Origin of the sequence: Flagellimonas pelagia (assembly GCF_003584135.1) — a bacterium.
In the GTDB taxonomy this organism is placed as follows: domain Bacteria; phylum Bacteroidota; class Bacteroidia; order Flavobacteriales; family Flavobacteriaceae; genus Flagellimonas; species Flagellimonas pelagia.
Genome location: NZ_QXFI01000036.1, coordinates 38,500 through 62,175 on the forward strand (window position 1 = coordinate 38,500; position 23,676 = coordinate 62,175).

The following is a 23,676-nucleotide window of genomic DNA, read 5'->3' on the forward strand; positions in this document are numbered from 1 at the left end:
ACAACCGATTTTCAGCTATCAAGCAGTTTATCGATTAAACCCAATACAATCAATGCTTTACAGGAGTGTTTATTGGATTCCAAACAACAGGAAACATGGATTTTTTATGGACAAGCAATTCTTAGGGTCTTTACCATGAGCTAAAACCCATTGAATTAATTGATTATCTTGCTGTAACCTAACCCACCAACCTCATGAGAAACTTTTTGTACACTATCTTTTTAATTTCACTTCCCATTTGTAACCTTCCCGCTCAAGATCAACAAAAAACCGACAGTCTTATTCAGGCACTGACATCGGCTAAAAGTGATTCCACTCAATTTGACATCTTAAACCGGTTATGGTTTCAATATATTGATAACGACATTGATCAGGCCGTGGACTATTCTGAAAAAATTATCCAACTGGGGCAGAAAAGTGACATAGATTCCATATTAACCTTTGGTTATGAGCGAAAGGCCGTGACCTATGCCTATATGAACAATTTTGACAGTTCCGGGACTTATTTCAGAAAAGCACTCAGTGTCTACAAAAGGAACAATGACCTAAGGAAAATGGCGGCTGTGCAACGAAACCTGGGACAAGACCATAACGTGGCGGGTAAATTGGACAGCGCTTTTTATTACTACGATCTGGCTGAAAATAATTATGAAACCGTAAAAGATAGCATTGGCTTGGCCAATATCTATAACAGTAAGGCAATTGTATATCTTCAAAAAGGCTATTTTAATCTAGCACTGCAACAAGCTTTTAAGACTGCCGAAATTTCGGAGAAGCATAAGGATTCCATCGAACTCGTGCAGAACCAAATGGTCATCGCGGCCACTTATGCCGAAATGAAGGACACTTTGAACGCCATTGCCTACCATGAAAAAATACTGACCTACTTTGAACGCATCAAAGAACTGCGCCAACAAGGAGCCTCGTTGTTTTTGCTGTCCGCTTTGGGAGTGAATAATCCAGAATTATACAAAACCACTCAGGAACGGTTGGATAAGGCCCTGCAAATTGCCCAAAAATTGAAAGACCCTTCTTTGGAATACCAAATTGAGCACATTCAATGCCTGCTCTTGTTCAACCAAGGAAAAGTGGATGAGGCCATTTCCCGTTTAAGCAAATTGGTCGAGTATGAAGAGCTGCAAGCGAATGACTTGGGCGTCTCGGAGTATCGTATTGATTTGGGACGAATGCAACTGAAGGCAAATCAAAACGTCCTAGCTGAGACCAATCTATTGGCCGGATTAAAAATTGCAAAAGAAACCGACAATTTAAGACTACAAGTGAGAGCATACGATTTGCTATCCAAGGCATTTGAAAAACAAGGTCAATTTGACAAAGGATTGGAATACCAAAAACAATTCAAGACTATAAGCGACAGTATTTATGATGCGGAAAGCCAAAATCGTTTTTCGGAGCTACAAACCATCTATGAGACAGAAAAGAAGGAGGCCGAAATTGCATTGCAACAGGAAGAAATCAATACCCTAAATGAAAAAGCCAAAGTGGACAAACTTACCAAAAGTCTTTATGCCGGCGGCATGGCCTCTGCCCTAGCCCTTACCGGATTGGTCGTCTTCGGGTATCGCCAACGGATGAAGAAAAATAAAGTGGAACGAGAAAAGCAAGAAGAAATCTACAAACAAGAGATAGCCCACAAAAAAAAGGAACTCGCCAGCCAAACCTTGCATTTGGTGCAAAAGAACACCTTTATCCAGGAGTTGATGGAGAATTTGGAAAGCATCAAAAACTCCCCGGAAAAGTTCAAGATGGAATTCAGGCGGATCGTGATGTTGCTGAAAAAGGAAAATGCCTCGGACAAGGACTGGGAAGTGTTCAAGACCTATTTTGCCGAAGTGCACAACGACTTTGACCAAAAGCTAAGAACACTCGACCCTGATATTTCCGAAAAAGAAATCAGGCTGGCGGCCTTTTTACGCATGAACCTGACCACCAAGGAAATGGCTGCTACCTTGAACGTATTGCCAGACAGTATCCTCAAATCCAAATACCGGTTGAAAAAGAAATTGGGACTGGACAAGGATATGGACCTGAGCAGTTTTTTGAATACACTATAGGAACAAATAAAGTTTGAATTTCTTAATTTTGTTATATGCGTTCCCTGTCCACATATAACAATGAACTAAAATTGAAAGGCTTCAACGTTTTTCAAATAGAGGAAGATGGGAATGCCACCAGGGTTTACAGTCGCAAGGAGTTCTACAAAATTTGCCTGACCACGGGAAAGAGCAAGATCCACTATGCGGATAGGACTTTCGAAGCCGAAGGAACCATCTTATTTTTCGGGAATCCCCACATCCCCTATTCATGGGAAACCTTATCGTCCACCTATGTGGGTTATACCTGTTTGTTTTCTGAAGACTTTCTTTTACCTGGGAACCGATCGGAAAGTTTGCAACAATCGCCATTGTTCAAACTGGGAGGCACTCCCATTTTGGATATTTCCACCGAGCAAAGGGATTTTTTAAACGGAATCTTTCAACGGATGATTTCCGAGCAACAATCTGATTATGAATTTAAAGATGACCTTATTCGGAATTACATCAACCTGATTTTACACGAATCTTTGAAATTAAAACCTTCGGAGAAATACAACCAAAACAAAAACGCCGCTGAACGGTTGACTTCCGTTTTCATGGAATTGTTGGAAAGACAATTTCCCATTGAAAGCCCCGAAAGACCACTTCAATTGAAAAGCCCAAAAGACTACGCCCAACAACTTTCGGTACATACCAACTACTTGAACCGTGCCGTGAAACAAGTCACCGGAAAACCCACATCGGCACATATATCGGACAGGATCACCCACGAGGCCAAATCCATATTACAGCACACCAACTGGAACATTGCAGAAATTGCATATGCCCTAGGATTTGAATACCCCACATATTTTAACCACTTCATTAAAAAGCAAACAGGAACCGCCCCTTCTTTCCTTAGAGCTTAATTGGTTTGAAAATTATAATCATTGGTTTGAATCTCATTAACCCAAATCTTTGGGTTGAAGGTAATTTTGCATATATAAACGTTCACGAAGATGTCCAACGATACAAAAGACATATTCCAAAGATTGCTGAATGGGGAAACGGTTCCTTTTAATGACCCAGACTATTTCAAAATCAGGGAAGCTTCATTGGACACCAGAAAATTGGTTTCACAACTGAACCGAACCATTGACCCAGTTGAAATCAGGTACATATTGGGTCAAATTACGGGAACCAAGATTGATGACACTGTTGGTGTGTTTACTCCCATCTTTATCAACCATGGAAAAAACTTAAAACTGGGCAAGAATGTGTTCATCAATTTTGACTGCACGTTTCTGGACCTTGGCGGCATAACCATAGAAGACCAAGTACTCATTGGCCCAAAAGTAAGTGTGCTTTCTGAAGGCCATCCCATTGACCCAGCCAAAAGACAATCCTTGTCCACAGCTCCCATTTTAATAAAAAAGAATGCTTGGATAGGTGCCAACAGTACCATATTAAAAGGAGTCACCATTGGAGAAAATTCCATTGTTGCAGCTGGCTCCTTAGTGAACAAAGATGTGCCCGACAATGTGATTGTTGGTGGAGTTCCAGCTAAAATCCTGAAGAATATCGATAAATCAATTTTCAAATAAAAACATAAAAATGAAAAGGAACATTAAAAGAGCACTATTTATTACAGGACTGGTGGGAATCGCATTTTCCTTTCTGGCATGTAACTATACTATTAACAACGAAAAAGTGACAGATATGAAATCAAATGAAGAAGAATTGGACTTTATTTTCCCAAAGGGAAACCTAGGTCCCAAGGAGTTATTTACAGGCAATGCATACAACATAGGTCTTGTGGATATAGATGATGTATATACCACAGCAGTGGGCAACGTTTATTTTGAGCCAGGGGCGCGAAGCAATTGGCATACGCACCCATCCGGACAAATTTTGATCATTACGGATGGGGTTGGCTATCACCAAATTGAAGGAGAGCCGATTCAGATCATCAAAAAAGGAGACGTGATCAAATGCCCGCCACATACCAAACATTGGCATGGCGCCAGTCCCGATACCGGTTTGCAACAGCTCTACATTGTCCCAAATACCGAAAATGGTATTGTGGATTGGATGGAAGCCGTAACGGACGTGCAATACAACAATATCAAATAATAAATGTGAAACATTCAAGAAGGGAATTCATGCAGCAAACCGCCTTGGCAGGAACTGGGGTTTTACTCACGGGCACAACACCATTGCTGGCCAATAATTTCAATAGTAACAAAACCATTATGAAAGAGAATATAAAATCAAAAGGATATGCAGCCTTTGATGCAACAGGCACCTTAAAGCCTTGGGAATTTGAACGACGTCCTGTGGGCGATAACGACATCTTGATCGATATCAAATTTGCAAGTATTTGTCATTCCGACATTCACCAGATGAAGGGGCATTGGGGTCCACAACAGTATCCACAAATTCCAGGACACGAGATTGTGGGCATTGTTGAGGCAGTGGGCAAAAATGTCACCAAGTTTAAAATAGGTGATCGCGCTGGTGTAGGTTGTATGGTAGACAGTTGCATGGAATGCGATAGTTGTATGCATGGAGAAGAACATTTTTGTGAAAAAGGCGAAACGGTTTTCACTTATGGGTACCCAGAAGCTTCTTCACCAACTGGAATATCACAAGGAGGATATGCCTCCAACATTGTGGTCAGGGATCATTTTGCCGTCCATATTCCAGAACACATTAGTTTACAGGAAGCAGCTCCGTTGCTATGTGCTGGAATAACCACCTACTCCCCGTTGATGAAGGCTCAATTTAAAATTGGCGACAAAGTTGGGGTTGCCGGTATTGGCGGATTGGGGCATTTGGCCATTAAATTAGCCGTATCTAAAGGAGCCGAAGTGTATGCTTTTACTACATCTCCTGGGAAAGTAGCAGACATAAAATCTTGGGGGGTAAAGGAAGTGATTGTTGTGGATGAATCCTTTGGTAGTATGAATGTTTTTGCCAAAAAACTGGACTACATGATTTGTACCATTCCGTACCAGTTCAACTCGGCTCCATACATTGCATGCGTTAAACCTAATGGTCATTTTACCTATGTGGGCATGCCCAATGGGTTTGAATTGACTTTTAGCAATATCAATTTGGCGGCTACAAGGGTCAATTTCAATGCATCCTTGATTGGAGGTATTCCCGAAACCCAAGAAGTGGTGCATTATTGTGCCGATAATGGAATACGACCTGACATTCAAATGATTTCCGCCGAACAAATCAACGATGCTTGGGAAAAAGTGGTGAACAAGGAAGCGCGTTATCGTTATGTGATTGATGCGGCCACATTTTAATGACTGAAAAAGAAAATTTTATCATTTAAGGGAGTGGTTCAAGTCAAGGCTTGGACCACCTTTTTTTAAACCAGAAATAGACACGCATCGGTGCTTATTTTATTGCCCAATGATTTTTTTTCGGTGCGCTTTCCCCCAGTCCGTCAAATTATTGATAATGATCTGTAACGTTTTCCCATGCTCGGTAAGTTGATACTGTACGGTAACGGGTTGTGTATCTAGAACAATCCGCTTGATCAACTTGTTTATTTCTAGCTCCTTCAATTCCTTGCTCAGCATTTTGTTGGAGATACCCTTAACATCATTCAAAATATCGGAAAACCTCCTTTTGTTATAAAAGCAGATGGAAGAAATAATGGATATTTTCCATTTACCACTCAACACATCCATGGCATCTTGAACGGCCATCATTTCTTTTTTATGCATATCTGCGCGGACTTCTTTGCATTCCATACTACTTCTTGTTACCATTAGGTTACTTCGTTACTCGGAAGTAACAGTTACTTTTTGTAACAAAGTTACTAAAATAAATCTATCGGTTCTACCTTTGTGGCTCAAACAAAAAAAGTATTAAAATGAGTTTTACAAACAAAAGCGTAGTCATTACTGGAGGAAGTACCGGTATTGGATTGGCTACGGCAAAAGCTTTTATAGAAAATGGCGCCAATGTGCTCATCACAGGTAGGAATTCAGCCAACCTTGCGAAAGCAGCGGCGGAAATCAACAGTCAGAAACTGCAAACCGTAGTTTCGGACACCTCAACTTTGATCGGTATCTCTGCTTTGGAAAAGGCGGTTGAAGAAAGTGGGCATCAAATAGACGTGCTTTTTCTAAACGCGGGCATAGCAGTATTTGCACCCATCGGGCAAGTAACGGAAGAAGACTTTGATGCGCAATTCAACACGAACGTAAAGGGGTCATTCTTTACGTTGCAAAAGTTGCTTCCACATTTAGCGGATGGTTCGGCTGTGCTATTCACCTCGTCAACCGTAGCAACCGCTACCAACTCAGGTGCCAGTATATATTCTGCCACCAAAGGGGCATTGAACAAAATTGCCCAAATTGCCGCAAATGAATTGGCAGAAAGACAGATCAGGGTGAACATTGTTAGCCCAGGACCAACGGAAACACCTGGTTTTGACAAGGCGACACAAGGAGGTGCCAAAGACTTTTTTGCCGCAGCCACAGCTTTGCAACGAATGGGAAGACCCGAGGAGATAGCAAAAACAGTCTTATTCTTGGCTTCCGACAATGCAAGTTTTATTACAGGAACGGAATTGTTGGCAGATGGTGGTTACATCAATTACGCATTAAAATAACCTGAATTAAGCATTATTTAGGTAAAGAAAACCACGGATGTGCAAACATCCGTGGTTTGTATTTTTTTGTTCCCATGTAACATTTTCGGTTATGGGAAGTCTCCAAGGAAAGCATATACAAAATGAAATCAATCAAAATCCTATTACTTTTCACTACACTTTTACTCATCAACAGTTGCAAAAATCAACCGCAGCCACTTGGTGCCACTATCACCTTTAAAGAGGGAGAAAGTCCATTCACCTCAGAACAGAAAGAGTTGATCCAAGAGATTATCACCAATTCGGAGGGTGAAATCAGGGCACTACTCCCCCAACTTCCCGACAGTATTACGGTAGCTGTTGAAATTGTGGATTGGGACCTTGATGTGGTCGGTGGGGTCACAGGGCGCACCGAAACCAATTCCCCTCCCTTCGTGGCCATCCAAATCTCGGAGAAATACCCAGGTGGTGTTACTGCAGCGTCACAAACCGCATTGAAGCATACTATTTTTCATGAGTTCCACCATTTATCCCGAGGTTGGGCCATTCAGGATAACAGGTATGGTCCAGGTATACCCATTGCCGCCGTGAACGAAGGACTGGCCGTGGTGTTTTCAGAAGAATATACCCATCAGTCCATGAAAGCGGACAGCCCACCAGAAGCCGCAGTTGCAGAGCAATGGATGAAGGAAATCCTGGCACTGCCTATAGATGCCAACTATCAACATTGGATGTTCGAGCATCCGGACGGAAGGCAATCCATAGGATACCGAACTGGGAATTATATCATCAGAAAGGCTATGGAAAATTCAGGTAAAAGTGTTCTTGAATTGAGCAAGAATACTCCCGATGAGATATGGAAACTGGTAGGGTATCAACAATAAACCTTTCGTTCACTCAATAGACTTTCTATCCAAAGCGCAGTATCTTTGTAATAAAATGAGATGCTGCGCTTTCGCGGGAACAATGATATGAAAGAAAACAAAAAAATCATCCTATTCGATGGGGTTTGTAACCTCTGCAACGGCAGTGTACAGTTTGTAATCAAACGGGACAAAAAAGACGTCTTTCGCTATGCTGCGATACAGAGTGAGGTGGGTGAGCAATTGATCGCTGAACGCCATATTGACACCAGCCAAGTCGATTCCATTATTCTGATTGAACCGGGCGTGGCCTATTTTACCAAATCGGATGCTGCACTGGAAATTGCAGGAGAATTGGGTGGCTTGTGGAAATTGACCTCTATTTTCAAGTGGATCCCAAAATCCATCAGGGATGTCATTTATGATTTTGTGGCCCGTAACCGCTACAAATGGTTTGGCAAACAAGAATCGTGTATGATCCCAACTCCCGAACTAAAGGCCAAGTTTTTGGGCTGACTCACCAGAACTCCCACTTCCCTAACCCACCTGACCATTTCACACTACTCCTGATTTTTTGGATGACTGTCCAGTTATAGGTTTGAGCAACATTTAAATCCAATCCTATGAAAAATACAGCTATTCTCTTTGTATTGGCCCCTTTTTTCCTTTTTGCCAACGAATCAAAAATACCTTCCAAGATTAAAGAGGTTACGGCATACCTCAGCGGTGCCCAAATTACCCGAACCGCTACCTGCCCACTCCAAGAGGGCTCCAATGAGGTAGTTTTTACGGGACTTTCCCACAAAATTGATGAGAGCAGTATCCAGATTTCAGGATTGGGTCCCGTTTCCATCCTTTCTCTGGTGTACAATATCAACTATTTGGAGAAATCCGAAAGCAATCCCAAGGTAAAGGAGTGGGAAAACGAAATCATCCGGTTGGAACATGAAATCGCCATGTTGAAAAATACCATTGCCGGTCTTGAGGAAGAGGAAAAAGTCATCACCTCCAACCGATTGGTCAATGGGGACCGACAAGTATTGGACCTGGACCGCATAAAACAGATCGGGGCCTATTACCGGGAACGCACCACGGCCATCAAAAATGAGATCTTCAAGACCAACCTTACCATCAACAAACTAAAATTGGAAGTAGGCGACCTGCAACACCAACTCGCTGAAGTAAACAATGCCCCGGAAGTGCCCCAAGGCGAAATCACTATCATTTTTGACGCCCCTATTGCCACCAACTTGAACGCCACGCTCACCTACTTGGTCAGGGACGCAGGATGGGTACCCAATTACGATATCAAATCAACCGGACTGAATGCACCCTTGAATTTGGCCTATAAGGCCAATGTGTACCAAAAAACAGGTCAGGACTGGAACAACGTGCATATGGTGCTATCCACAGGCAATCCCAATTATAATATTGCCAAACCCAACTTGGAGGCCAAGTATCTCAACTTTGTATCCTCCTATCAAAAGCGATATGCCCCCTCCGTGAAGAAAAAAGGATATGCCTTTAACCCGAATGTCAAAAAAGTAGTGGGCACCATTACCGACGAAAGTGGACAGCCTCTTCCCGGCGTTAACATCATCATTAAAGGCACCAATAAGGGAACCCAATCCGATTTTGACGGCAATTATACCATCGATGTGGCACAGGGCCAAGAGTTGGTCTACTCTTATATCGGCATGCACCAACAGGAACTGCCCATCTACTCCTCTATTATGAATGTTCGTTTGGAGGAAGATGCACAGCATTTGGACGAAGTGGTGGTCATGGGTTACGGTAGTACTTCAAAAGCATTATCGGGTAGAGTTGCCGGAGTACAAGTAAGAAGAACAGGTTCTGTTACCATACCCACCGAAGTACAAGAACCCTTATACATCATCGACGGTATTCCAGTGGAGGATTTCTCGGAAGGTGATCTGGACGAAAACGAGATTCAGGATATAGAAGTAGTGAAGGGAGCCAATGCAACAGCCATTTATGGAAGTAAGGGCGTAAATGGGGTCGTGGTAATCACCACTAAAAAGAGTCATACCATGGAAGGGGCCACCAAAACGGAGTTTGCCATCAAAAAGGCGTACACCATCAATTCCGACGGGGATATTACAGCCATAGAGATCAATACCTTTAAAATGAATGCCGATTACGAATATTTTGCAGCACCCATCCTCAACGAAAATGTATTCTTGACCGCCCGTTTCACCGATTGGGAGAAACACCAATTGTTGCCTGGGGAAGCCAACGTTTATTTTGAGGGCACCTACGCCGGTAAAACGGTCATCGACCCCTATACCACCAAAAAAGAAATGATCCTTTCCTTGGGCATAGACAATAATGTGACGGTCACTCGGCAACAGGAACGTGATTTCAAAAGCAAATCCTTCTCAGGAAGCAACCGTATCTTGGATCGTACCTATACCTTGGAAATCAAGAACAACAAAAATGTTCCGATCCACCTAAAACTTATGGACCGAATTCCCGTTTCCCAAAACAAGGAAATCAAGGTGGACGATATTGTCACCAACAATGCAGATTACGATGACAAAAAAGGATTGTTGACTTGGAATTTGGAGCTAACCTCACAGCAATCCCAGAAAGAAAGCTTTTCTTTTCAGGTAAAATATCCGAAAGGCAGGTATATTTCCCTGTGAACGCAACAAAACAATTTACTGTTGTTTTAAATCACTTCTCTATAAAATTTTCTTCGAAAACCACTCGAAGTGACAGGTTACAACATTAGCTTAAGTCAGTTCGAGTGTTTTCTCCGACAACGGAGGAGAAAATGTATCGAGAACTATAAAGTGCCAAATTTTTTCTTGGATAGATTTGGGAGTTTGTCATATTCTCCATCGATTAGTGCTCGCTTTTTTTGACTTGACCATTTTTTGACTTGTTTTTCAAGTGATATTGCCAAGTTGGGATTGGTAAACTGACAATGATACACTAGTTTAATCGGTCTTCTTGAAAAAGTATAGCTATCCTTGTATTTTCCTGTTCGATGTTCTTCTATTCTATCGTTTAAATTTGAAGTGACCCCAGTATAATAGGTGTTATCCGAACATAATAGGATGTAAACATAGTAGGTTTTCATTCACTCGAATTCAAATCACTTCTCGATACAATTTTCTTCGAAAATCACTCGAAGTGACAATTTACTTGAGGTTATTCAGGATAAAATCCAAGGTCTTGTTGGTGTTCAATTTGGTGTTGAACGAATAGCTTTGGTGGGTAATGGGCTGTGCCAATCCCATACCTCTGAGGTATTTGATGGTTTCCTCATGATCCAAGGACACTTTTCCGGTAAGCATGTTGTCCATGCTCTCCTCTTTTTGATATCGCTTATAAATCTTGCGCAACCCGCTCAAATACAAACGATCTTTGGTGAAACCTCCGCCCCGATGCGCTCGAAGGGTAATGGTGAACGCTTCGTCCCGATTGAGTTTGTACTGGCCATGGATCAAATCAAAGGTATCGGCAAAAGAATAACCCTTGATCAAACTGTCCGCTGCCAAAACACGATAAGCCAGTTCCTTCAAACGCTTTAACGTAAGGGCTCCGCCCATGTACTCACTGAACACGGCCAAACCTTCCTGTGTCTCCACATTTTTGGGCAAGCCGTTTGAAAAAATCTTCAAAGGTTGCAACAAACCGTTATAAGTAGTCACCAAATGCACCCCGATCTCATGGTTGGCAAGCGTCAACAACTGGTTCTTACTGAACTTGTTGTTCTTTTTGATCAATAGGGACTGGGAGCTGTTGCTCACCATGGCCTCTGCTGCGATGTGTGTGGAAAACTTAATGTTCAACGGAAAATCGTACTGCTTTACAAAGTCCACAAAATAGGCCTGTGCCTCTTCTGCGGTAAACACTTTTTCCATATCCGAAGCCACGGGTTCGTCCGCAAAATGAAGAATGAACCGGGCGTTCTGCACATCCTTTTCCGTAGGGGTCCCATATACCCGAAGGGAATTGTAATAAAAGTTCTTGCCCTTGCCGATGGTCTCGATACACTGCACCATGTTGGAATAGTAATAGATCACCTCTTGGTACAACTTGCGGATACGATCATCGTGAATGCGTTCCAACCGTTGCGAAAAGAACAACCGATGCAACTTGTAAGGATCAAACTTTAGCTTGGGATATTTAAACTCGGGCTCCGCAGTATATTTTGAAGCAAAGAAACGATGCTTCTCCTTTTCAATATTGATGGGGTTGATGTAACTCAACAATTCAATCTTACTGACCAGCCGGTCCAGATTGGCATCAATTTCGAACAAATCGGCATATTCCTTGGCCAATTCCTGTTTTTCCTTTTCCCCGATCATACATTTTCTATTTCGAATGCACGTACCATTTTTGGAACCATGATCTTAAACTGCTCCTCTACCGAACGCACCACTTCCGGAAAGATGATGCCTGTATGCTCATCGCAGTAAACCTTGGAAATTTCCGTCGCCAAAACTAAGGTATTATCGAAATTCCTGGTGATATATTTTAAAAAATATCCATTGCCCTGAAAGGTGTCATTGATCTTGGCCGTGGTCTGCATATCGATAGGTAAGACCATGTTCTCCAATCTTTCCCTCCACTGTTCCGCCAATGCCCCAAATCGGTTATTATTGATGTTGATGGTACCCAAATTCCAAACAGGTACTTCCCTTTCCCATCGTTTCCAATTATAACTGTGCATATCGAAAACCAGGATCTTCGGGTATTTCGATTCCAATTTTTCGATCAAGACCTTGACTACTCTATAGAAATTAAGGTGTTTGTTCAGGCTGATCTGTTTTTCCTTTTCAAGTAGGGGTTCTTTCCAAAGCTCCTTGCCCCAGGCATCTTTGTAAACGGCCGTTTCCGGTGGGCGGTTAAGATCATACTCGAACCGGCTATCACAACCTGCAATGACAATGGGATGGGATTGCACCATGGCCTTGGTGCATGGATCCTCCTCATACCAACGTTCGTATTGGGTATGGGTACAATTGTCCCAAAGGGATTTTCGAAACTGGTGACCATCGTGAACGGCACCGCACACATAGGGAACGTAATCCTCAATTTTGAGGGTAAAGGAATAATCTTCGGCTACCGCCTCAAAACTTTCCTCGTTTTGGATTTTTTGGAGTATTTCGTCTATGGAACATCTATGCATTTTCTACTTCGTTACGCAATCTTGACCTGCGGTCAAATGCCTTTAACTTATCCAACACCTTACTTTCGATAAAATCGATGACCTTGGTTTGAATCTTGGTCTTGTACACTTTGTTCATATAGGTAATGCCACCCGGAGACATCACATTCACTTCTACCAACTTGCCACCGATTACGTCAATGCCCACAAAGTAGAGACCATCCTTTACCAGTTTAGGTCCAATCTGCTTGCACAGGGCCTTTTCCTGTTTCGTCATGGTATGTTTGGCCACGGAACCTCCAGCCGAAACATTGGATCGGTGGTCATCGTTTCCAGGGATGCGCCGCATGGCACCAATGGGTTCTCCATTTAGTATCAAAATACGCACATCGCCTTGATCGGCACCTTCAATGTATTCTTGAAGTATGACATAGTTAGAAGTTCCATCTGAATTGGTTACATAAAAATCCAACAACGAATTGATATTGGACATGGCTGTCTTCTCGATCAAGATGACACCTGAACCACCGTACCCGTTCAAAGGCTTCAAGATCATCTTGTCCGCAGGAGAATTCTTGATCTGTTGGATCAAATATTTTTTGTTCTTGGAGACATGGGTGGCCGGAATAATATTACTATGGGAATCCCCAAAAGCGGCCGTGTACAGTTTATTGTTCGCTTCACGAAGCCCTTGGAGCGAATTGACAATGAACACGTCATCTTTTACAGAATCCAAAAAATTGAGCATCAACGGGTCCAACGGAGGATTGGCACGCATAAAGATGACATCAAAGCCAGCCAAAGGAAGCATTTCTTCACGGGTTGTGGCCTGTTTATAAAAGGTCTTTTGACTGCTGGACACTTTATCCATCCGATTGATCACAGTGCAAAAGGCACTGGTAACACTGTTTCTTATCGTTAGATTGGCCGGAGTACAAAGGGCCACCCCATGGTTTCTTTTCACGCATTCATGGATCAAAGCCAAAGAAGTATCATTCTCCGGATTGATCTCATCCCATGGGTACATTAAAAAACAGATGTTCATGATGCTCTTGTTTTTAGCTCGGTTCGTTCTTATGGTAATTGTCGTCCCAATGTTTCACCTTGGGTTCTCCCAATTTTCCTACGGATTTGGCCACTACCATGGAGACCGTGGCATCCCCCGTAACGTTCACGACCGTACGGCACATATCCAAAGGCCTGTCCACAGCAAAAATAAGGGCCAATCCAGCTTCTGGAATCCCCGCTTGTGCCAACACGATCACCAACATAACCATTCCGGCACCCGGCACTGCGGCACTACCGATGGAGGCTAAAGTAGCAGTGACGATGATTCCCAACTGGGCCGACAGGCTCAAATCCATGCCAAATGCCTGCGCAATAAAAACTGCTGCAACCGCTTGGTACAAACTGGTTCCGTCCATATTGATGGTAGCCCCAATGGGCAGTACAAAACTGGTCACTTCTTCCTCTACTCCCAAATGCTCTTCTACCCTTTCCATGGTCACGGGCAGGGTCGCTGCACTGGAACTGGTTGAAAAAGCCAACAATTGTGCAGGTGACATGCCTTTTAAGAAAAATGATGGGGTTTTCTTGGTAAAGATCCAAACAATCAAAAGGTATATACCAATCATCAGTACCAAACCAAGGACCACACAGAAAGCATACCAAGCCAATGCCTTGAAAAGGTCCATACTTGGTGATTCGACCACCAAAGCAGCCAACAAGGCAAAAACGCCATAGGGTGCGGCCAGCATGATGATATCGATGAGCTTTAATATGACCTCGTTGAACCCATCAAAGAATTTTTTGACCGGTGTGGCCTGTTCTTCGGGTATCAAAATAAGTCCGATGCCGAAAAATATGGCGAAGAAAATGACTTGGAGCATGTTGCCGTTATCGCTCGCCGCCTTGAAAATATTGCTGGGAACCAAATCCTCCAATGCCTGTAACGGTCCGGCTTCTTTTTGTTTATCTGCTTTGGATTTGATGGAATCCGCATCGCCCTTGTAATTTTCTACCAATTCGTTTCGGGTATCCTCAGTGATGGAATTCCCTGGTTTTACAATGTTCACTACCATCAAACCAATAGAAACGGCAATTACCGTGGTAATGATATAAATACCGATGGTCCTACCACCCATTTTGGACAGTTTGGAAATGTCCTTTAAATCCGAAACCCCTTTGATCAACGAAGCCAAAATCAAGGGAACGGCAATAAGTTTTAAAGAATTGATGAAAATGTTTCCAAAAGGCTTGATCCAATCGGCCACCAATTTGGGGCCCCATTCAAATTGAACCATTAATAGCGCAAACAATACACCCATGACCATACCAATAAGGATACGCCAGTGCAATTCCAATTTCTTCATAAGATGGTTTTAATGGCAGTAAGATACTTTTTTGCTAGGAAACCACCTAACACCCTCTTAGATTTTGTTGGTGCGCGCCAAAAGGGTAAAGTCCGCCAAAACCAGTGCTGCCATGGCTTCCACGATGGGGACAGCTCTTGGCACCACACAGGGATCATGTCTTCCCTTACCTTGGGTGGTCACTTTTTCACCTTCCTTGTTGATGGTGTCATATGCCTGCAAAACGGTGGCCACAGGTTTAAAGGCCACATTGAAGTAGATGTCCATGCCGTTACTGATACCTCCTTGAACCCCTCCACTTCGATTGGTCTGGGTGGTACCATCGGAATTGTAGGCGTCGTTATGTTGACTACCCTTCATGGCCACCCCGGCAAAGCCACTGCCATATTCAAAACCTTTTACGGCATTGATAGACAACATGGCCTCGCCCAAACGGGCATGGAGCTTATCAAAAACCGGTTCTCCTAGACCGATTGGTACATTTTGGATCACACAGGTGACCACCCCACCAATGGTATCCCCTTCTTTTTTAATGGCCTTGATGTAGTCTTCCATCTTTTGGGCCATTTCGGTATCCGGGCAACGGACCGCATTGGACTCGATATTGGAGAAATCCAATTCTTGATAGGGTTTATCCAATTTGAGTTCCCCTACTTGGGAAACAAAGGCGTTGATCCTCATATCGCCCAAAAACTGCTTGGCAATGGCACCCGCCACTACCCTACTTGCGGTTTCACGGGCAGAACTGCGTCCACCACCTCTATAATCCCGAAACCCATATTTTTGATCATACACATAATCGGCATGGGATGGCCGATACGAGTCCTTGATATGCGAGTAATCGTGTGATTTCTGATTGGTATTATGAATGGCAAAACCAATCGGTGTTCCCGTAGTTTTACCTTCAAACAGTCCCGAGTAAAATTCCACGGTATCCGGTTCCTTGCGTTGGGTAACAATGGCAGACTGTCCCGGTTTTCTTCGGTCCAAATCCTTTTGGATCAGTTCAAGGTCCAGTTCCAATCCGGCAGGACAACCATCGATGACGCCCCCTAGGGCTTTCCCGTGCGATTCACCAAAGGTGGTGAGTCTAAAAAGCTGTCCAAAAGAATTTCCTGCCATTCGGTATAAAAATTAAAGATACCTCCAAAGGTAGATGTTATAAATCGAATTGAAAAACCCCTCACCCACTTAATGTTATTGTAACATATTGAGATTACGGATGATGATTATTTAACAATAATGTCATGTATTAATGATTTGAAATTGATTTTCAATTTATTCCTACCAGTTTATTTTGCAGTTAAACCCTATACGATTGAAAAAAAGGAAGATAGAATTGGCGGTAATTTCCGATGTCCACCTTGGGACTTACGGTTGTCACGCCGACGAACTGATTGCCTATCTGAATAGCATACAGCCCAAAAAGCTGATTTTAAATGGGGATATCATTGATATTTGGCAATTCAGCAAACGGTATTTCCCCCCATCCCACTTGAAGGTGTTGCGCAAGATCATTGGCATGGCCTCCAAAGGTACCGAAGTCTATTATATCACTGGAAATCATGACGAAATGCTCCGTAAGTTCAGTGATACTTCAATGGGTAATTTCAAGATCATGAACAAGTTGGTGTTGAATTTGGATGGCAAAAAAGCCTGGATCTTTCATGGTGATGTGTTCGATGTTTCCATCCAAAATGCCAAATGGTTGGCCAAACTTGGGGGATATGGGTATGACCTGCTCATCGTAATCAACAGTTTTGTAAACTGGTGTTTGGTGAAAATGGGCCGTGAAAAATATTCCTTATCCAAGCGCATCAAGAACAGCGTAAAAAGTGCGGTGAAGTACATCAACAACTTTGAAAAAACTGCAGCCGAACTAGCCATAGAGAATGAATACGACTACGTGATCTGCGGACACATCCATCAGCCCAAAAAAGAAGTGTATGAGAGCAAGAACGGTAGTTGTATCTATCTAAATTCCGGGGACTGGGTCGAAAACCTCACTGCCTTGGAATATTCCTTTAAACGCTGGAAAATATATCACTACAACCATGACAGGCTTTCACCTTTCTTTGTGGACGAAGACCTGAAGGAAATGGACATGAACGAACTCATTGCCTCCATTACCGACAAAGATGTGGAAATCGAGGACATGACGGAAGACTTGTTCAATGAGGAAGATGAAAAGGTAAACCCCAAAAGTCTAGATGACCAAGGCCTTTCTCAGGATTGAGACCGGATGTTGGGCTTCCCTTTTGGTGCCATCCTTAATCTGATGTCTACAACTGGTTCCATTGGCCGCGATGATCACTTCTTGCCCACTCTTGTTGATAGCCGGAAACAATTTCAGGTTACCCACTTTCATACTGGTATCGTAATGTTCCTTTTCGTACCCGAATGAGCCCGCCATTCCGCAACAACCTGATGCAATGATGGAAACTTTGTAGTTTTTGGGCAGATTCAATACATCAAAGGTCACTTTTTGGTTGCTCAACGCCTTTTGATGGCAGTGATTATGTATTTTGATGGTTCGTTCTTCATCCGTAAAACTATCTGAAGTAATGTGCCCGGAAGCAATCTCGGAAGCCAAAAACTCTTCGATCAGGAAAGATTTGCCCGTCAGCTTGTCCAACTGTTCCTTATCATCATGCAAACGTTGGTATTCATCCCTAAAGGAAAGGATGGCGGAAGGCTCCAGTCCCACAATCACCACATCATCATCAAGAAATGGCTTTAGTTTTTCCATATTCTTGGATACCAATTTCTTTGCTTGTTTCAGAAAACCTTTGGATAAATAGGTCCTTCCACTTTCCGCATAAAAAAGTTGTACATCATACCCCAACCTACAGAGCAATTCTATGGCATCCTTGCCCACTTCTATATCCAGGTATTTGACGAACTCGTCCAAGTGGAGCACCACCCTTTTTTTGGAAAGGTCTGTCCGTTTAGCACGATACTCTTGTAAATGCTTTTCAAAATTGAAACGGTGCACACGGGGCAAATGGCGCTCTGGGGCCACCGCTGAGATTTTTTTTAGAAGGCCGCCCAAGGATTTTGACTTGTAAACGGCATTGGTTAGCCCTGGAATTTTACTTCCCAAAGCATTGAGTTGGGTATTGTAAGCGAACAATTTGCTGCGCAATGGATATCCGTTCGCTTCCTGATAATGGTATAGAAACTCCGCTTTTAACGTAGCGATGTCCACATTACTGGGACATTCACTGGCACAGGCCTTACAGCTCAGGCACAAGTCGAAAGCATCCTTTACCTCACTATGGTCAAACCGATTGGTTTTTTCTGAATTCGTTAAAAACTCACGCAACGTATTGGCCCTTCCCCTTGTGGTATCCTTTTCATTTTTGGTGGCCTGATAGCTTGGGCACATACCACCGCTCATGTTGTGGCTCTTGCGGCAGTCCCCGCTCCCATTACATTTTTCTGCGGCTCTCAAAATTCCTTCACTATCCGAAAAGTCCATCAAGGTCTTGATCTTCGGTTCCTCACGGTCGATTTCATACCTCAGGGACTCATCCATGGGGAAAGCGTCCACAATTTTACCCGGATTGAATATAAGATTGGGGTCGAAAAGGGATTTCACGCGTTTCAACAATTCGTAATTGCTGTCCCCAATCATCAAGGGAATAAATTCGGCCCTCACGATCCCATCACCATGCTCCCCACTGAAACTACCGTGATATTTTTTGGTCAATTTGGCCACATCCGTGGTGATGGAACGGAACAATACCACATCCTCGGACTTTTTCAGATTGAGAATGGGTCTTAAATGCAACTCTCCTGCACCGGCGTGGGCATAATACACGGCATCTTGCTCATATTTCTTCATAATCTGGGAAAACTCCCCGATAAAATCCTTCAAATCTTCCAGAGCCACTGCGGTATCCTCGATACAGGCCACGGCCTTCCGGTCCCCTACCATATTACCGAGCAGGCCAAGCCCTGCTTTTCGCAGTTCCACGGCCTTATTGATATCGTCCCCATATAAAACCGGACTGGCATAGCTCAAACCTGAGTGTTCAATGGTCTCTAGCAATCCTTTCAGTTGGATTTGGAGGTCATCTTCGGAATGTGCCTTTACTTCGAGCATCAAAATTCCTGCTGGATCACCTTCCACAAAAAAACGATTGACCAGTTGCGCCCTGTTGTTCTTGGTGCAATCCAAAATTACCTTGTCCATCATCTCACAGGTATGCAGATTGTGCTGCATCACAGGAGCCACATCGCTCAAACAGTCCTCCAACGTTTTGTAGTGGGTGGCCACCATGGCGGAAAACGCAGGGGGTAAATCATCCAATTGCAGGGTGATTTCTGTGGTAAAGGCCAAAGTTCCCTCACTGCCCGATAATAATTTACATAGGTTAAAATCGGCCTCGAAATCCCCGAACAAATTGTTATTGAGCAACTCGTCTACCGCATACCCCGTATTTCTTCTGTGGATGCTGGGTTTTGGAAATTCTTTCCGAATGGTTTCCTGGGTGTTTGGATTGGAAAGCTCTTCAAATAGGGTTTTGTATATGTTAGCTTCAAGGGAATTGCCTTGTTTCTTTTGCTCAAATTCTTCCTTGGAAATGGATGAAAAGAAAGCTTCGTTTCCATCTGCCAAAATACAGTTCATGGAAACCACCTTGTCCCTTGTGACCCCATATTGTATGGAAGTGGTTCCGGAGGAATTGTTCCCGACCATCCCCCCGATCATACATCTATTCGAGGTAGAAGTGTTGGGTCCAAAAAATAGACCGAAAGGTTTTAAATATAGATTCAGCTCATCACGCACCACACCCGGCTGCACCGTAATCTGCTTTTTATCCTTGTCCAGACTTAAGATCTTGGTGAACTCCCGGCTCACATCCACTACCAGTCCATCCCCAACGCATTGCCCCGCCAAGGAAGTTCCCGCTGTCCTTGGAATAAGCCCCACTTTGTTCTCGTTGGCGAATTGGATCAATTTCTTGATGTCCTCTTTATTCTTGGGATAGCATACCCCCAACGGCAATTTGCGATATACCGATGCATCGGTGGCGTACAGTGCCCTGCTCAGATCATCCACCAGCAGCTCGCCCGCAAGACTTTCCGCTAGGTGGTTTAACAAATTTTTATTCAATTTGGAATACTTTTTGGGAACTAAAATGGTTTTTGAAACGTAAATCTATGACAAAACTATCTCTAATTTTTAACTTAAAAGAGAAACACATGAAGATTACCACATTATTTGCAGCGCTTTTTTTGTTTGTAACAGCGAGCCTGAGTGCACAGGAAATTTCAGAACATGCCCTTGGTCTCCGATTGGGAGACAGTGATGGCTTTGGAGCAGAGATTTCATACCAAAAATCCATTGGGAGTTCCAATCGTGCCGAGTTTGACCTCGGCTGGCGTGATAGCCGCGATTTCGATGCCTTCAAATTGACCGGCGTGTACCAATGGGTGCGTCCTTTGGACGGAAACTTTAACTGGTATTATGGAGTAGGTGGTGGATTGGGAAGTGTTAATTTTGATGAAGGGAACGGAAGTTTTTATGGTGACAATGATGGCGTTTTTGTTTTCGCGGCAGGTGATATCGGTGTGGAATACAACTTTGACATCCCCTTGTTGATATCGTTGGACTTTAGACCAGAAATTGGCTTGATTGGCTATGATGGTTTCGACAACGACTTTAATTTTGATATTGCCCTGGGCATCAGATACCAATTCTAAATAAAGATCTAAAAGATGGTAACCCTTGGTCCTTAGTAGGCCAAGGGTTTTTTTATGCCATAAGGAATGAATACCTTAGCACCTTAAATAATGTGAAATGAAAAAAATCTTTGCCATAGTACTTGGCGTTTTAGTATTGGCATCATGTAGTTCAAAATCTGATGGATATACGGTCAGTGGAACCATATCCGGGGAACCGGATAACGGGCTTAAAGTCTTCCTAAAGACCACAGATTCCCTTAATCAATTGATAGATGTGGACACCACAACCGTTGAAAATGGGGTCTTCGCATTTGCAGGCACCCAGTCAGAACCCAAATTGCATTACATTTTTGTAGATCAGGTTCGCGGTAATGTTCCCGTTGTTTTGGAAAACGGGGATATTGAAGTGGAATTCCAAAAAGATAGTATCGGCTTTGCCAAAATAAAGGGAACCGAACAGAATGATATGTTCATGGATTTCTTGACGGAATCCAGAAAATTGTCCGAAAGGGCCATGTCCATGCAGAATGATATGCGCATGGCTGCCCAACAGCAAGATACGGCCACCGTGACCGCACTTCGTGAGGAGTTCATTGAGTTTCAGGAAGAAGCCAAAAACTTCAATGTAAATTACGCAAAGAACAACCCAAACGCTTTGATTTCCGTATTGATTGTAGGGAATCTTTTGACAACCAAGGCGCTTCCCGTAAATGAGGTAAAAGAAATATTCGAAAACCTTACGCCGGAAATAAAGGCCACCGAGCCTGGTAAGAAAATCCAGGAACAGTTGGATAAAATGAAATCCACCGAAGTGGGTGATGTTGCCCCTGATTTTTCCGCTCCGACCCCTAACGGTGACCTTTTGGCCTTAAGCGACGTAACGGGGAAATCCAAATTGACCTTGGTCGATTTTTGGGCCGCTTGGTGCAGACCGTGCCGTGCCGAAAACCCTAATATTGTCTCTGTTTACAACAAATACCATGATAAAGGTTTCAATGTCATAGGAGTTTCTTTGGACACCCAAGCCGAGGCTTGGAAAGGTGCCATCGAATCTGACGGGTTGGCTTGGAACCATATTTCCAACTTGCAGAGGTTCAACGACCCGATTGCCCAAATGTATAATATCAACGCTATACCGGCCGCTTTTTTGTTGGATGAAAAAGGCGTTATCGTGGCTCGTGACCTTAGAGGGCCTGAACTTGAAGAAAAAGTAGCACAGATGCTTAACTAAGCACAGAAAACATATTTTACAAAAAAGCTCGGGACATGATGCCCGAGCTTTTTCATTTATATCTTACCCAATTTTTCGAGCACGAACAAAATGATGATGGGTATCGCCAATAAAACCACAATCAACGTATCCGTCACCAATAATTCCGGTTTGAATAATAATGTGGTGGCGAATCCGCCAATGGCCCCGCCAAAGTGAGCTGTATGTCCAATATTTCCCAATCGGCTTTTCATTCCGTAAATGGAATAGAGCAAATACGCAATTCCCAAAACATAGGCAGGTAAGGGAATCGGAATGAACATGATTCCCAATTGCATATCCGGATTCAGCAAAATAGCAGCATACAAAATCCCCGTAACCGCACCACTGGCCCCAACGGCACTGTAATAGGGTTCGTCTTTATGGAAGAAAAGTGCCAAAAGGCTACCTCCTATCAAGCTTACAAAATAGATAATCAAGAATTTTCCCGGACCAAACCAACTGATGACGACATCAGCAAAAAAGTACAGGGTGAACATATTGAAAAACAGGTGGGAAATGTCCACGTGCAAAAAACCCGAAGTGACCATGCGTTCCTTTTGTCCGGCTTGTATTCCATTGATGAGGAACTTGTATCTGTCAAAAAATCCCGAATCACTGAATCCTCTGAGGGACACGAGTACGTTGGCTGCCATGATGGCGATAGTGGCTATGTGCAAATTGACCATTGCGTAAGTTTGGTTTCAAATATAGCTATATTTGCACACAAGAAAAGTGCATGCAACTGCTAGTTTATATCCTTGTTTATCCCCTGCTCTGGTTGGTGTCCCGACTTCCGTTCAAAGTCATCTATTTTTTGTCGGACGGCATCTATGTATTGCTGTACCGTGTGGTAGGGTATCGTAAAAAAGTGGTCCGCAATAACTTGGCCCTTGTTTTTCCGAATAAATCAGAAGACGAAAGACTAGCCATTGAGAAAAAATTCTATCGCCATATGTGCGATATGTTCATGGAAATGATCAAGACCATGGGTATTTCCGAAAAAGAGCTTCAAAAAAGGTTCACCTTTACCAATCTTGAAGTTTTACATCAACTGGAAGCACAGAACAAAAGTATCATGCTCATGTTTCCACACTATGCCAGTTGGGAATGGGCCATTGCCTTGGACAGACATATAAAATCCAAAGGGTATGGCATCTATCAGAAAATAGGAAACAAGTATTTTGATAAACTGATTCGGGATATTCGGCAAAAGTATGGTACCACCTTGATCACCACCAAGGAAACCCGAGAACTGGTGGCCAAAAACAAAAAGGACGGCATTTTAAGCATGTACGGTATCTTGAGTGACCAGTCTCCCATGGTTAAAAAAGCATTGTTGTGGACGCCGTTCATGGGCATCAATGTGCCTGCACACACGGGAGCCGAAATGCTCTGTAGAAAATTGGACCTTCCTGCAGTATACCTGAAGGTATCGAAGTTGAAAAGGGGGCATTACCAAGGTACTTTTTCTGTTTTGACAGAACATCCCAAGGAATTGGAGGAATTTGACCTTACCAAGGCCTTCCTGAAAAAAGTAGAAGAATCCATCCAAGAAGCACCAGAGTATTATTTCTGGACACACAAACGCTGGAAACATAAGGACAAGGCCCCAAGAGTATTCAATAGTAACATGATTGAGCGATTAGCGGACTGATGTGCCAATTCTTTCCTAAACAAAGTGGTTTCGTTCCAAAGACTTTT

Annotated in this window: 22 protein-coding genes; 13 read left to right on the forward strand and 9 right to left on the reverse strand. The window is 43.2% G+C overall.

Annotation, left to right across the window (positions count from 1 at the left end):
* Window positions 1-194: 194 nt before the first annotated feature.
* The 5 genes from D2V05_RS17200 (at window position 195) to D2V05_RS17220 (ending at window position 5,353) form a co-directional block, all read left to right on the forward strand.
* Window positions 195-2,075, forward strand: coding sequence for a tetratricopeptide repeat protein (locus D2V05_RS17200; protein WP_119648762.1), 1,881 nt, complete (start codon window positions 195-197; stop codon window positions 2,073-2,075).
* 35 nt (window positions 2,076-2,110) lie between these two features.
* Window positions 2,111-2,965 carry a helix-turn-helix domain-containing protein gene (locus D2V05_RS17205; RefSeq protein WP_119648763.1) on the forward strand — a complete coding sequence of 285 codons (855 nt, stop codon included), beginning with the start codon at window positions 2,111-2,113 and terminating at the stop codon, window positions 2,963-2,965.
* A gap of 90 nt (window positions 2,966-3,055) precedes the next feature.
* A complete protein-coding gene (locus D2V05_RS17210; protein ID WP_119648764.1) occupies window positions 3,056-3,640 on the forward strand; it encodes a sugar O-acetyltransferase in 585 nt (194 codons plus the stop codon).
* A gap of 10 nt (window positions 3,641-3,650) precedes the next feature.
* Complete coding sequence (locus D2V05_RS17215) at window positions 3,651-4,169, forward strand: cupin domain-containing protein (RefSeq protein ID WP_119648765.1); 519 nt, start codon at window positions 3,651-3,653, stop codon at window positions 4,167-4,169.
* Between the two features lie 5 nt (window positions 4,170-4,174).
* On the forward strand, window positions 4,175-5,353 hold the full coding sequence (locus D2V05_RS17220) for an NAD(P)-dependent alcohol dehydrogenase (RefSeq protein ID WP_235855488.1): 1,179 nt from the start codon (window positions 4,175-4,177) through the stop codon (window positions 5,351-5,353).
* 99 nt (window positions 5,354-5,452) lie between these two features.
* Here the strand turns inward: D2V05_RS17220 and D2V05_RS17225 are convergent, their stop codons facing one another.
* The gene (locus tag D2V05_RS17225; RefSeq protein ID WP_183114855.1) at window positions 5,453-5,806 is read right to left on the reverse strand and encodes a winged helix-turn-helix transcriptional regulator; all 354 of its coding nucleotides are present in this window, start codon (window positions 5,804-5,806) and stop codon (window positions 5,453-5,455) included.
* Between the two features lie 122 nt (window positions 5,807-5,928).
* Here D2V05_RS17225 and D2V05_RS17230 point away from each other — a divergent pair, with 122 nt between their 5' ends.
* The 4 genes from D2V05_RS17230 to D2V05_RS17245 all read left to right on the forward strand — a co-directional run bounded on the left by D2V05_RS17230 (window position 5,929) and on the right by D2V05_RS17245 (window position 10,180).
* Window positions 5,929-6,672, forward strand: a complete 744-nt coding sequence (locus tag D2V05_RS17230; RefSeq protein WP_119648767.1) for an SDR family oxidoreductase — start codon at window positions 5,929-5,931, stop codon at window positions 6,670-6,672.
* Between the two features lie 122 nt (window positions 6,673-6,794).
* Window positions 6,795-7,535, forward strand: coding sequence for a DUF2268 domain-containing putative Zn-dependent protease (locus D2V05_RS17235; protein ID WP_119648768.1), 741 nt, complete (start codon window positions 6,795-6,797; stop codon window positions 7,533-7,535).
* 87 nt (window positions 7,536-7,622) lie between these two features.
* Window positions 7,623-8,030 (forward strand): thiol-disulfide oxidoreductase DCC family protein, encoded by a 408-nt coding sequence (locus D2V05_RS17240; RefSeq protein WP_119649365.1) that lies wholly within the window; start codon window positions 7,623-7,625, stop codon window positions 8,028-8,030.
* 107 nt (window positions 8,031-8,137) lie between these two features.
* Window positions 8,138-10,180: a mucoidy inhibitor MuiA family protein gene (locus D2V05_RS17245; RefSeq protein WP_119648769.1), complete on the forward strand. Its 2,043-nt coding sequence runs from the start codon at window positions 8,138-8,140 to the stop codon at window positions 10,178-10,180.
* A 143-nt stretch (window positions 10,181-10,323) separates the two neighbouring features.
* Here the strand turns inward: D2V05_RS17245 and D2V05_RS17250 are convergent, their stop codons facing one another.
* The 6 genes from D2V05_RS17250 to aroC all read right to left on the reverse strand — a co-directional run bounded on the left by D2V05_RS17250 (window position 10,324) and on the right by aroC (window position 16,151).
* Window positions 10,324-10,620: a GIY-YIG nuclease family protein gene (locus D2V05_RS17250; RefSeq protein WP_119648770.1), complete on the reverse strand. Its 297-nt coding sequence runs from the start codon at window positions 10,618-10,620 to the stop codon at window positions 10,324-10,326.
* A 61-nt stretch (window positions 10,621-10,681) separates the two neighbouring features.
* The gene (locus tag D2V05_RS17255) at window positions 10,682-11,854 is read right to left on the reverse strand and encodes a flavohemoglobin expression-modulating QEGLA motif protein (RefSeq protein WP_119648771.1); all 1,173 of its coding nucleotides are present in this window, start codon (window positions 11,852-11,854) and stop codon (window positions 10,682-10,684) included.
* The gene (locus D2V05_RS17260; RefSeq protein WP_119648772.1) at window positions 11,851-12,678 is read right to left on the reverse strand and encodes an N-formylglutamate amidohydrolase; all 828 of its coding nucleotides are present in this window, start codon (window positions 12,676-12,678) and stop codon (window positions 11,851-11,853) included. Before D2V05_RS17260 ends, D2V05_RS17255 begins: the two co-directional genes overlap by 4 nt.
* Window positions 12,671-13,702, reverse strand: a complete 1,032-nt coding sequence (gene gshB / locus D2V05_RS17265; RefSeq protein ID WP_119648773.1) for a glutathione synthase — start codon at window positions 13,700-13,702, stop codon at window positions 12,671-12,673. The genes D2V05_RS17260 and gshB overlap by 8 nt, the downstream gene beginning before the upstream one ends.
* A 13-nt stretch (window positions 13,703-13,715) precedes the next feature.
* Entirely contained in the window at window positions 13,716-15,029 is a 1,314-nt protein-coding gene (locus tag D2V05_RS17270; RefSeq protein ID WP_119648774.1) for a dicarboxylate/amino acid:cation symporter, read from the reverse strand.
* 57 nt (window positions 15,030-15,086) lie between these two features.
* Complete coding sequence (gene aroC / locus D2V05_RS17275; RefSeq protein WP_119648775.1) at window positions 15,087-16,151, reverse strand: chorismate synthase; 1,065 nt, start codon at window positions 16,149-16,151, stop codon at window positions 15,087-15,089.
* A gap of 196 nt (window positions 16,152-16,347) precedes the next feature.
* Between aroC and D2V05_RS17280 the strand changes: the two genes are divergently transcribed.
* Window positions 16,348-17,265, forward strand: a complete 918-nt coding sequence (locus D2V05_RS17280) for a UDP-2,3-diacylglucosamine diphosphatase (protein WP_119641490.1) — start codon at window positions 16,348-16,350, stop codon at window positions 17,263-17,265.
* Here D2V05_RS17280 and D2V05_RS17285 read toward each other — a convergent pair.
* The gene (locus D2V05_RS17285; RefSeq protein WP_119648776.1) at window positions 17,236-20,151 is read right to left on the reverse strand and encodes an FAD-binding and (Fe-S)-binding domain-containing protein; all 2,916 of its coding nucleotides are present in this window, start codon (window positions 20,149-20,151) and stop codon (window positions 17,236-17,238) included. The two genes, D2V05_RS17280 and D2V05_RS17285, sit on opposite strands and share 30 nt — an antisense overlap.
* Before the next feature lie 89 nt (window positions 20,152-20,240).
* Here D2V05_RS17285 and D2V05_RS17290 point away from each other — a divergent pair, with 89 nt between their 5' ends.
* Both D2V05_RS17290 and D2V05_RS17295 read left to right on the forward strand, forming a co-directional pair.
* A complete protein-coding gene (locus D2V05_RS17290; protein ID WP_119648777.1) occupies window positions 20,241-20,741 on the forward strand; it encodes a hypothetical protein in 501 nt (166 codons plus the stop codon).
* Window positions 20,742-20,838: 97 nt separating this feature from the next.
* Window positions 20,839-21,954: a TlpA disulfide reductase family protein gene (locus D2V05_RS17295; RefSeq protein WP_119648778.1), complete on the forward strand. Its 1,116-nt coding sequence runs from the start codon at window positions 20,839-20,841 to the stop codon at window positions 21,952-21,954.
* Window positions 21,955-22,010: 56 nt separating this feature from the next.
* On the opposite strand, the gene D2V05_RS17300 is transcribed toward D2V05_RS17295, so the two are convergent.
* Entirely contained in the window at window positions 22,011-22,661 is a 651-nt protein-coding gene (locus D2V05_RS17300; protein WP_119648779.1) for a rhomboid family intramembrane serine protease, read from the reverse strand.
* Window positions 22,662-22,711: 50 nt separating this feature from the next.
* On the opposite strand from D2V05_RS17300, the gene D2V05_RS17305 reads away from it, so the two are divergent.
* Window positions 22,712-23,629: a lysophospholipid acyltransferase family protein gene (locus D2V05_RS17305; RefSeq protein ID WP_119648780.1), complete on the forward strand. Its 918-nt coding sequence runs from the start codon at window positions 22,712-22,714 to the stop codon at window positions 23,627-23,629.
* The last annotated feature ends 47 nt before the right edge of the window (window positions 23,630-23,676 follow it).

Bases quoted from the DNA above. Each gene is read 5' to 3' on its own strand.
- D2V05_RS17200 (WP_119648762.1), top strand. From the start codon at position 195: ATGAGAAACTTTTTGTACACTATCTTTTTAATTTCACTTCCCATTTGT.
- D2V05_RS17205 (WP_119648763.1), top strand. From the start codon at position 2,111: ATGCGTTCCCTGTCCACATATAACAATGAACTAAAATTGAAAGGCTTC.
- D2V05_RS17210 (WP_119648764.1), top strand. From the start codon at position 3,056: ATGTCCAACGATACAAAAGACATATTCCAAAGATTGCTGAATGGGGAA.
- D2V05_RS17215 (WP_119648765.1), top strand. From the start codon at position 3,651: ATGAAAAGGAACATTAAAAGAGCACTATTTATTACAGGACTGGTGGGA.
- D2V05_RS17225 (WP_183114855.1), bottom strand. From the start codon at position 5,806: ATGGAATGCAAAGAAGTCCGCGCAGATATGCATAAAAAAGAAATGATG.
- D2V05_RS17230 (WP_119648767.1), top strand. From the start codon at position 5,929: ATGAGTTTTACAAACAAAAGCGTAGTCATTACTGGAGGAAGTACCGGT.
- D2V05_RS17235 (WP_119648768.1), top strand. From the start codon at position 6,795: ATGAAATCAATCAAAATCCTATTACTTTTCACTACACTTTTACTCATC.
- D2V05_RS17240 (WP_119649365.1), top strand. From the start codon at position 7,623: ATGAAAGAAAACAAAAAAATCATCCTATTCGATGGGGTTTGTAACCTC.
- D2V05_RS17245 (WP_119648769.1), top strand. From the start codon at position 8,138: ATGAAAAATACAGCTATTCTCTTTGTATTGGCCCCTTTTTTCCTTTTT.
- D2V05_RS17250 (WP_119648770.1), bottom strand. From the start codon at position 10,620: ATGAAAACCTACTATGTTTACATCCTATTATGTTCGGATAACACCTAT.
- D2V05_RS17255 (WP_119648771.1), bottom strand. From the start codon at position 11,854: ATGATCGGGGAAAAGGAAAAACAGGAATTGGCCAAGGAATATGCCGAT.
- D2V05_RS17260 (WP_119648772.1), bottom strand. From the start codon at position 12,678: ATGCATAGATGTTCCATAGACGAAATACTCCAAAAAATCCAAAACGAG.
- gshB (WP_119648773.1), bottom strand. From the start codon at position 13,702: ATGAACATCTGTTTTTTAATGTACCCATGGGATGAGATCAATCCGGAG.
- D2V05_RS17270 (WP_119648774.1), bottom strand. From the start codon at position 15,029: ATGAAGAAATTGGAATTGCACTGGCGTATCCTTATTGGTATGGTCATG.
- aroC (WP_119648775.1), bottom strand. From the start codon at position 16,151: ATGGCAGGAAATTCTTTTGGACAGCTTTTTAGACTCACCACCTTTGGT.
- D2V05_RS17290 (WP_119648777.1), top strand. From the start codon at position 20,241: ATGAAGATTACCACATTATTTGCAGCGCTTTTTTTGTTTGTAACAGCG.
- D2V05_RS17295 (WP_119648778.1), top strand. From the start codon at position 20,839: ATGAAAAAAATCTTTGCCATAGTACTTGGCGTTTTAGTATTGGCATCA.
- D2V05_RS17300 (WP_119648779.1), bottom strand. From the start codon at position 22,661: ATGGTCAATTTGCACATAGCCACTATCGCCATCATGGCAGCCAACGTA.
- D2V05_RS17305 (WP_119648780.1), top strand. From the start codon at position 22,712: ATGCAACTGCTAGTTTATATCCTTGTTTATCCCCTGCTCTGGTTGGTG.